Raw genomic sequence first — 8600 nt, forward strand, 5'->3', positions numbered from 1 at the left:
CTAACTAGTTGTTGCGGAAACCGCGGTGTCGGAGTCTGCCGCCTTAAAAGGACGGACAGAGGAAGTGTTGGACGTGGCCGGGACGAGCATCTCAAGGACGCGGATCACGCGGTCTTCGAAGCCCTTCGCGGACGGATCCGTGAGGTTGGCGAGCATACGCACTACAAATCGCATCAGCATCGGAATCGGCATACCCGTGCGTAGGGCAAGCTTCATCACGGCCGGCTTCCCGATCAAGGACGCAAACATTCGACCCAAAGTGAAGTGAGATCCCCACTGGTCCCGCACATAGTCCGCGTAGCGCGATAGGTGGGCGTCGGCGTCGTCGGCGGTCCAACCGGCGGAGGTCGAACGCGAAGCAGAGTCGATCAGGAACTCGGCGGCGAAGCGGGCCGACTCCATGGCGTAGGAGATGCCCTCGCCGTTGAACGGGGACACCATGCCACCGGCGTCGCCCAGCAGGAGCAGCCCGGGCGAGTAGTGCGGCGTGCGGTTGAAGCCCATGGGCAGCGCAGCGCCGCGGATCTCGCCTACCTGGTTCTCGGGTGTAAAGCCCCAGTCTGCGGGCATTCCGGCGGTCCATTCGCGCAGGACCTGCTTGTAGTCCAGCTTGCCGAATTCTTTGGAAGAGTTCAGTATCCCGAGGCCCACGTTGGACGTTCCGTCGCCGACGCCAAACACCCAGCCGTAACCGGGCAGAGGCTTGCCGGACTTGCCGGGAAGTTCCAGCCAGCCTTCCATCCAGTCGTCTTCATGCCTGGGAGATGTGAAGTAGGTGCGCACTGCAACGCCCAGCGGGCGATCGTCACGCTTGTGCATACCCAGCGATACGGCGGTTCGCGTGGAGTTGCCGTCCGCGGCGAGTACGACGTCGGCATGGAAGTCGCGCGTCTCGCCCGTCTTGCGTCCGGACTCGTCAAGGATGGATGCACGTGCGCCGATGACGCGGCCGTCGTCGGACTGCAATGCCGAGGTGACGCTGTGGCGTTCAAGCACGACGGCGCCCGCGGCCTGCGCGTGACGGGCCAACTCTTCGTCGAAGCCCAGACGTGTCCGAATCAGTCCGTACGTGGGAAAGTCTGAAACCTCGGGCCAAGGCAGCTCAATGGTACGGCCGCCGGCGATGAGTCGAAGCCCCTTGTTTCGGCGCCAGCCCTCGGACTCAGCATGCGGCAATCCGAGCTTCTGGATCTCACGGACCGCGCGCGGGGTGAGGCCATCCCCGCAAACTTTTTCGCGCGGAAAGGAAGTCTTTTCCAGCACTGTGACATCAATGCCGGCCTGGGCGAGGTAATACGCGGCGGTGGACCCGGCGGGTCCCGCGCCAACAATCAGTACTTTCACGTCGTCCTAAATAAGTGGCACGTCAGCTGGGCTGGCTGCCGGACCGGCGCGGCTTGATCTGGCGGCGAAGCTTGGCAACGGGAACGCTTTCGCGGTGCTCGGCTGGCTTCTGCGCGCGGTGAACTGCCACGATGCCGCCGCTGAGGTTGCGGTAGGTGATGTCCGTCCAGCCGGCGTCGCTGAGCCACTGGGCCAGGTGGTCCTGGTCCGGCCAGGCGCGAATGGATTCCGCGAGGTAAACATAGGCATCCGGGTTGGAGGAGACCTTGGTGGCAATGGCCGGCAGAGCGCGCATCAGGTATTCGGTGTAAAGGTTGCGCCACAGCGGCACCACGGGGTGCGAGAACTCAGCGATGACCAGCCGGCCGCCGGGCTTGGTGACGCGCAGCATTTCCTCGAGGGCCTTGCGCGGTTCCACAACGTTCCGCAGGCCGAAGGAAATGGTGGAAGCGTCGAAACTGTTGTCCGCGAACGGCAGGTTGGTGGCATCTCCGGCGATGAAGTCGATGTCCGGGCGGCGGCGCTTGCCTACCTTGAGCATGCCCAGGGAGAAGTCGCAGGCCACAACATTCATGCCAGCATCGGCATACGGTTCGCTTGAGGTGCCCGTTCCAGCGGCGAGGTCCAGGACCTTCTGGCCCACCTTCACATCCATGGCGTCGACCACGATCCGGCGCCACCGACGCGTCTGCCCCATGGAGAGGACGTCATTCACGACGTCGTATTTGGGGGCGACATCGTCAAACATCGTCGCAACTTCGTCCGGACGCTTTTCCAAGGATGCTCGGTTCACCTTGTAATTGTCTCAGACATTCAGCCGAGTTTGCTGCGCTGTAGAACTCGGCTCAGGTTCTGGCGGCACGCGGGAGTACTGTTGTTCCATCATGACGAGCACGCTCCGTACCTTGACAGTCCCCCTCGATGTCGAATCATCCTCCGGGGGGCTGCCGTCGTTTCTGGTCCGTGACGACGTCCTCTGCTGGTCACGCCGCGAAGCGGGCCTTGTTGGCTATGGCGAGCTGACCCGGTTCAATGCCTCCGGTCCGGAGCGCTTTCTTGAGGCCGATATCTGGTGGCGGCATCTCATACTTGAGGCCGAGATCACCGATCACGTGGAGGTTCCGGGCACTGGCCCGGTTGCGTTTGGCTCGTTCGCTTTTTCCAAGATGTCCCCGCACGTTTCCCGGCTGATCGTTCCGGAGATGGTGGTTGGCATCCGCGATGGCCGCGCCTGGGCCACCCAATTAACGTTCGACGACGCCGAGCTCACCGAGGCGGGCGTCCTCGCCGCGCTGGACCGCTGGCTGACGAGCACCGAGCCTTGCGAAGACGAAGGTGAGGCTGTTGCGGCAGGAGGGTCCGACGTCGGGCTGTCACCTGACGCTTTTTCGCCCAACGGTGCGGCTGGTTACCTCAGCCGGGGGTCGTTAAGCGAAACGGATTGGATGCACGCCGTGTCCAATGGCGTGGCGGAAATCCGCACCGGCAAGCTGGAGAAACTCGTCCTGGCGCGCGACGTCGTGGCCAACCTTCCTGCCGGCGTGAACGCTGCGGAGGTGCTTCGCCAACTGGCGGCGAGGTATCGGGAATGCTGGACGTATGGTGTTGACGGCCTTGTGGGTGCGACACCGGAAATGCTGATCCAAGTGGAGGGTCGCACGGCTCAGGCTCGCGTGCTGGCCGGAACCCTGGATCGCCGCGACGCCGAAGGTGTGGACGGCTCCCCCATGGCCTACGCCGAGCGGGTATTGGCCGGATCTGAAAAGCAGCGCCACGAGCATGAGATCGCAATTGATTCGCTGACCCGCCAGCTGGCGCCGTTTTCCGAAGCGATGAACTCCCACAGCGAGCCCTTCATTCTTGAACTGCCCAACGTCTGGCATCTGGCCTCGGACGTCAAGGCTGAGCTTGCCGATATCGAAGGTCATGTGCCCACTTGTTTGGCCCTGATCAACGCGCTCCATCCCACTGCGGCAGTGTGCGGAACACCTACTCTGGTGGCCGGTGCGCTGATCCGAAAACTGGAGCACCTGGACCGTGGTCCCTACGCCGGACCGGTGGGTTGGCTCGATGCTGCCGGCAATGGCGAGTGGGGCATCGCCTTGCGCGGCGCGGTCATCGAGGACGCCAACACGGTCCGGCTTTACGCGGGTTGCGGGATCGTGGAAGGTTCACAGCCGGAGGCCGAGCTCGCCGAGACGTGGGCTAAATTCCGGCCAATGCTTGAGGCCTTGGGAATCCAGCGCTGAATCTGGGATCTCAGACAGGGACCCGCGGGAGCCGCTTGCATATTCGCTAAACTAGTTATCTGATAGTGAAACTAAGTTTCCTGTGATGCACATCTCAGGTTCGGCGCTACACTAAAACCGACTCAGTTCAGCATCCCCTGCAACAAAAGGTAAAAAACATGCAGATCTCCCGTTCGGTTCTGTCCGGCACCAAGATGGCCGCCGTGCTCGCAGCAGGCGCCTTGGCCCTGACCGCCTGCGGCGGCTCCTCCACCCCGGCCGCCTCGAGTGGCTCAGGTCCCCAGCTCATCAATGCCGGCAAACTCACGGTGTGCTCCGACGTCCCCTACGAGCCCTTCGAGTTCCAGAAGGATGGCAAGATCGTCGGCTTCGACATGGACATCGCCAACGAACTTGCCAAGGACCTCAAGGCCGAACTCAACGTGGTTGACAGCTCCTTCGAAGCCATCGAGACCGGCACGGCACTGACTGGTTGCGACGTCTCCATCTCCTCAATCTCCATCACCGACGTCCGCAAGAACGTCATGGACTTCTCCAACCCCTACATGGACGACGACCTGACTCTCGTGGCTACCTCGTCCTCGGGCATCAGCAACCTGGACGGCGCCAAGGGCAAGAAGGTTGGCGTCCAGCAGGCCACCACCGGCGCCCAGTACGCCAAGGACAAGGGAATCGACGCCCAGCAGTTCGAGGACTCCGGTCTCCTGGTCCAGGCCCTCAAGGCGGGCACCATCGACGCCGCGGTCGGCAACCAGTCGGTTCTGGGTTACGCCATCATGGACGATTCCAAACTCAAGCGCGTTGAAGACTACGCAACGGGCGAGAAGCTGGGCATCTCCATCAAGAAGGGCAACACAGCCATGGCTGATGCCGTCAACGCCACCCTGAAGCGCATCACCGATGACGGCACCCTGAAGAAGTTCGAGACAACCTGGTTCGGCGAAGCCACCAAGAAGTAGTCCGAGCTCCGGCTCCCAAGAATCACGCAGGCGGGCCCCGCAACGATCTGTTTAGGCAGTCCGTTCGGGGCCCCTCCTGCGCAACACGAATGTGAGAACACCATGGCAATGACTGCACGTCAACGAGCCAAAGTCAGTCTGTATGTCCAGGCCGGGATCTTCGTTGTGGCCGTGGCCGCAGTGATCCTCGCCGTGGATTGGAAGACCGTTGGAAACAGCGTCTTCAACTTCGCCAAAATCGGCCCGATGTTCCCCGACATCTTCCTCATCGGCCTCAAGAACACCCTCATCTACACGGCGCTTGCCTTCGTTGTGGGCCTCTCCGGTGGTCTGCTGCTCGCCCTGATGAAGCTCTCCTCTTTCCCGCTGTACCGCTGGATCGCTACTGGATACATCGAATTCTTCCGCGGCGTCCCCGCCCTGCTGGTGTTCATCGCCTTCGGTTACGGCGTACCCCTGGCCTTCGGTGTGCAGTGGGACGTCAACATCGTGGTCATGGTTTCCCTCGGTATGGTGGCTTCCGCGTATATCGCCGAAACCCTGCGCGCCGGTCTCCAGGCCGTTCCCAGGGGGCAGATGGAAGCCGCTCGGTCACTGGGCATGCCGCACTGGCGCGCGATGGTTTCCATTGTCATTCCGCAGGCTTTCAAAATCGTCCTGCCGCCGTTGACCAACGAGATCATCCTGCTTACCAAGGACTCCTCGCTGATCTACGTGCTGGGCCTCACCGCGTCCCAGTATGAGCTGACCAAGTTCGGCCGCGATGGCATCTCCAGCCTCGGAGCCGGCCTGACTCCGCTGCTTGTGGCCGGTGCCTTCTATCTGGTCATCACCATCCCCTTGAGCCTCCTGGCACGGAAGTTCGAAAGCCGCTCCGCGCGGACGAAGCGATAGGCAGGACAGTCATGAATAACTCCACTGGGAGCACCGCAGCTGTTCGCGCCGCAGGCGTGGACATCAAGGATCTCCGCAAGTCCTACGGCAACAATGAGGTCCTCAAGGGCATCTCGCTGACCGTTGAACCGGGTCAGGTTGTGTGCCTGATCGGGCCGTCAGGCTCCGGAAAGTCCACCCTCCTGCGCTGCGTGAACCTGCTTGAACACCCGAACGCGGGCACCATCAACGTAGGCAAGTTCGAGGCCACCGACCCCGACGTAGACCTTAACCGGATGCGCCAAAGCGTGGGGATGGTGTTCCAGCACTTCAACCTGTTCCCGCACCTCAGCGTGCTGGACAACTGCACCATCTCGCAGATGAAGGTCCTCAAGCGTTCCAAGTCCGAGGCCGCCGAGGTGGCACGCCGGAACCTTGAACGCGTCGGCCTCGGCCACCTGTCCGACCGTTTTCCGGACCAGCTTTCCGGTGGCCAGCAGCAGCGCGTCGCAATCGCCCGCGCCCTGTCCATGGACCCGCAGCTGATGCTGTTCGACGAGCCAACGTCCGCCCTTGACCCGGAGACGGTAGGCGATGTCCTGGCCGTTATGCGCAAGCTCGCCCAGGAGGGCATGACCATGCTGGTGGTCACGCACGAAATGGGCTTCGCCCGCGAAGTGGCTGACCGCGTGGTCTTCATGGATGCCGGCGTGGTTGTGGAGGAAGGCCCGGCGGAGCACGTCATTAGCGCCCCGTCCCAGCCGCGAACCAAGGAATTCCTGCGCCGCGTCCTGGACCCGACGCACATCGACGTCGTGGAGGACTGACGCTTCACCGTCGCGCAGATTCGCTGGCGCCACGCAAACGGGAGGGCGACACCTATATGTGGGTGTCGCCCTCCCGTTTCTGTGTCCTCTACGAATTTGCGCGGCCCGCAGAAGCACGACGACGACGGGGAACCCCTGCTGCCTCGAGCTCGGCTTCCAGCCGAGCGGGCGATCGGAGATCACTCCACACCAACCGGACAACGCCATGGCCCGTAGCGCGAATGGCGTTCTCACCGTTCTTTCGTATCCCCAGCAGGGCCACAAGAAGAGCAGGGCCATAGCAGCACGGCTGGCTAGCCTGCGGTCAGGACCTTGCTCACGGCGCCGGAGACCGCGTCCTTGATGCGGGCGTGCAGTTTCCGAAGGCCTGCCCGGTCCACGCGGACTTCCACAATGGTGCGTCCCTTCAGCGGTGACTTGAGGGCCTCGGCAAGTTCCGCCGTCGTACTTACCGCCTGATGTCCGACGCCGTACGCCGCCGCGAGTGCCGCGATGTCCACTGAGTGTGGGGTGCTGAAGAGGCGTTCGACGGCGGTGCCGTAGGCCCCCGAGTCTTCCACTGCCCCGTGCTCGAGGAGGCTAAAGATTGCGCCACCGGAGTCGTTAAGGACCACGATGCGGAGATCAGGCACGGGTTCCCCATGGCCCAGAAGTAGTCCACCGGCATCATGGAGGAACGTGACGTCGCCGAGGAGAAGCGTGGTTTCGCGTCCGCTGCCGAGTGCTATTCCGGTAGCGGTGGCGATGGTGCCATCGATGCCCGCCAGGCCGCGGTTGGCGTAGACCGTGGCGATCGGGTCAGGATGCGGTTGGCCGGCGAGGTCGACGTCACGGATGCCGTTGGAGGAGCCGAGAACCAATTTCCCGCGCGAGTGCTCCCAGACGGTGGCACCGACGGAAGGACCGTTGGCAGCCGACTCCCCAGCCAATATTCCGTCCAAAGCATGTTGGGCGGCAGCCCCGGCCAGGAGCCAGGAATCCAGCCACTCGGCAGAGCCCCGGCCAGCAAATGCGGCTAACTCAGGGATGGTTTCCAGGGGTGTCTCGCGGCGACGGCCAGCTTCGTACCAGGCCACAGGAACCGGCTGGTAGATTGCGGTTTCGATGGTGGGGTGGGCCAACAGCGATGCCACGGGCCGGGAAAGGGTAGCCCGACCGAACAGGACCACGCGCTCGATCGGTGTTGCCGAGTTCGGGCCGAAGTGTTCAAGCAACACCCGGTATGGGCCTACGGCGTTGGGGCCGAACCGGGCGTTGGATGAAGGTTCCGCAAGCAAAGGAAGGCCGTGCGCGCGGGCGAAAGCCTCAGCTACGGGACCGGCGTCGTGACCTGCGAGGACCACAGTGCGTCGTTCGGGGAGTTTCTGGGAAGCCGCCGGAAGATCCAGCGCCTGGGGGCCGGCATCGTAATGGAACACGCTGTGTCCGGCGACGGCGGGAAGTGCATCCCCAACCGCCGGAACCAGTGGGTCGCGGAACGCGAGGTTCACTTGGACGGGTCCCGGTGGGGTGTCCTCCAGCGCACCCGTGGCTGCGTAGAGCGCGGTGGCAATCGCGCGCTGCGGGCTTGCTCCCGCGGCGACGTCAACGGCGAAGCGGACGTGATCGCCGAACAGGTCCAGTTGGATTGTGGTCTGGTTCGCCCCGGTCCCGTGAAGCTCCTCCGGCCTGTCCGCGGAGACGACGATGAGCGGTACGGCCGCATGATTGGCCTCCATGACGGCCGGCATCAGATTTCCTACTGCGGTGCCCGAGGTGGTCAGGACTGCGACAGGCGCTTCGGTTGCAAGGGCGAGGCCAAGCGCTGTGAATCCGGCATCACGTTCGTCGATCCTGACATGGAGGAGAACCTTGCCCGCCGCTTCTGCCTCAGCAAGGGCGTAGGCCATGGGTGCAGAACGCGAACCCGGCGCCACCACCACGTGCCGCACACCGCCGTCGAGCAGTGCAGTCACGGCGATTCTGGCGGCAGCGATGGATGTCAGAGAGTCCTGTGAAGTCACGGTTCCAGTCTATTGGCGCGGGCGGGACCCAATCGCTCTCTCACATCGTGCAGGTTCCCACCCGATGCTCAATCACATCCCGACCCGTTCCCACCCGATGCTCAATCACATCGTGCCCGTTCCCACCCGATGCTCAATCACATCCTGCCCGTTCCCACCGATCGGTAAGTGAGAGAGAAACACGCAAAACCCGACGGGAAGTGAGAGAGAAACACGCAAAACTCCCTCTGCGTCAGGCTGGTTGTGAGTCAGGTGGTGTGTGACGAGAGCAGGAGTAGCCATGACTGTTGGCCCGAGAGGTATTAGCCGTGATGAGATCCGGGACATGGTGCATCAGTACTATGT

At 63.0% G+C, this 8600-nt stretch carries 7 protein-coding genes; 4 read left to right on the top strand and 3 right to left on the bottom strand.

Going from position 1 to position 8600, the window contains the following annotated elements:
* Together KSW38_RS22535 and KSW38_RS22540 are read right to left on the bottom strand one after the other, a co-directional pair.
* Nucleotides 1-1344: a geranylgeranyl reductase family protein gene (locus tag KSW38_RS22535; RefSeq protein ID WP_216927417.1), complete on the bottom strand. Its 1344-nt coding sequence runs from the start codon at nt 1342-1344 to the stop codon at nt 1-3.
* A 22-nt stretch (nt 1345-1366) separates the two neighbouring features.
* Nucleotides 1367-2137: a demethylmenaquinone methyltransferase gene (locus KSW38_RS22540; RefSeq protein ID WP_216927419.1), complete on the bottom strand. Its 771-nt coding sequence runs from the start codon at nt 2135-2137 to the stop codon at nt 1367-1369.
* Nucleotides 2138-2228: 91 nt separating this feature from the next.
* On the opposite strand from KSW38_RS22540, the gene KSW38_RS22545 reads away from it, so the two are divergent.
* From KSW38_RS22545 to KSW38_RS22560, 4 genes are all read left to right on the top strand, one after another.
* Nucleotides 2229-3593 carry an isochorismate synthase gene (locus tag KSW38_RS22545; RefSeq protein WP_216927421.1) on the top strand — a complete coding sequence of 455 codons (1365 nt, stop codon included), beginning with the start codon at nt 2229-2231 and terminating at the stop codon, nt 3591-3593.
* Between the two features lie 158 nt (nt 3594-3751).
* Nucleotides 3752-4552, top strand: a complete 801-nt coding sequence (locus tag KSW38_RS22550) for an ABC transporter substrate-binding protein (protein WP_216927423.1) — start codon at nt 3752-3754, stop codon at nt 4550-4552.
* 102 nt (nt 4553-4654) lie between these two features.
* Nucleotides 4655-5446: an amino acid ABC transporter permease gene (locus KSW38_RS22555; RefSeq protein ID WP_216927425.1), complete on the top strand. Its 792-nt coding sequence runs from the start codon at nt 4655-4657 to the stop codon at nt 5444-5446.
* Nucleotides 5447-5457: 11 nt separating this feature from the next.
* Nucleotides 5458-6252: an amino acid ABC transporter ATP-binding protein gene (locus KSW38_RS22560; RefSeq protein WP_216927427.1), complete on the top strand. Its 795-nt coding sequence runs from the start codon at nt 5458-5460 to the stop codon at nt 6250-6252.
* Nucleotides 6253-6545: 293 nt separating this feature from the next.
* Here KSW38_RS22560 and menD read toward each other — a convergent pair whose 3' ends face one another.
* On the bottom strand, nt 6546-8255 hold the full coding sequence (menD, locus tag KSW38_RS22565; protein WP_216927430.1) for a 2-succinyl-5-enolpyruvyl-6-hydroxy-3-cyclohexene-1-carboxylic-acid synthase: 1710 nt from the start codon (nt 8253-8255) through the stop codon (nt 6546-6548).
* Nucleotides 8256-8600 lie beyond the last annotated feature (345 nt).

It is taken from the genome of Paenarthrobacter aromaticivorans (genome assembly GCF_019038615.1).
Taxonomy (GTDB): Bacteria; Actinomycetota; Actinomycetes; order Actinomycetales; family Micrococcaceae; genus Arthrobacter; species Arthrobacter aromaticivorans.

What these genes read in the sequence shown, in the direction of transcription:
- KSW38_RS22545 (WP_216927421.1), top strand. Translation starts at nt 2,229, where the DNA reads ATGACGAGCACGCTCCGTACCTTGACAGTCCCCCTCGATGTCGAATCA.
- KSW38_RS22550 (WP_216927423.1), top strand. Translation starts at nt 3,752, where the DNA reads ATGCAGATCTCCCGTTCGGTTCTGTCCGGCACCAAGATGGCCGCCGTG.
- KSW38_RS22555 (WP_216927425.1), top strand. Translation starts at nt 4,655, where the DNA reads ATGGCAATGACTGCACGTCAACGAGCCAAAGTCAGTCTGTATGTCCAG.
- KSW38_RS22560 (WP_216927427.1), top strand. Translation starts at nt 5,458, where the DNA reads ATGAATAACTCCACTGGGAGCACCGCAGCTGTTCGCGCCGCAGGCGTG.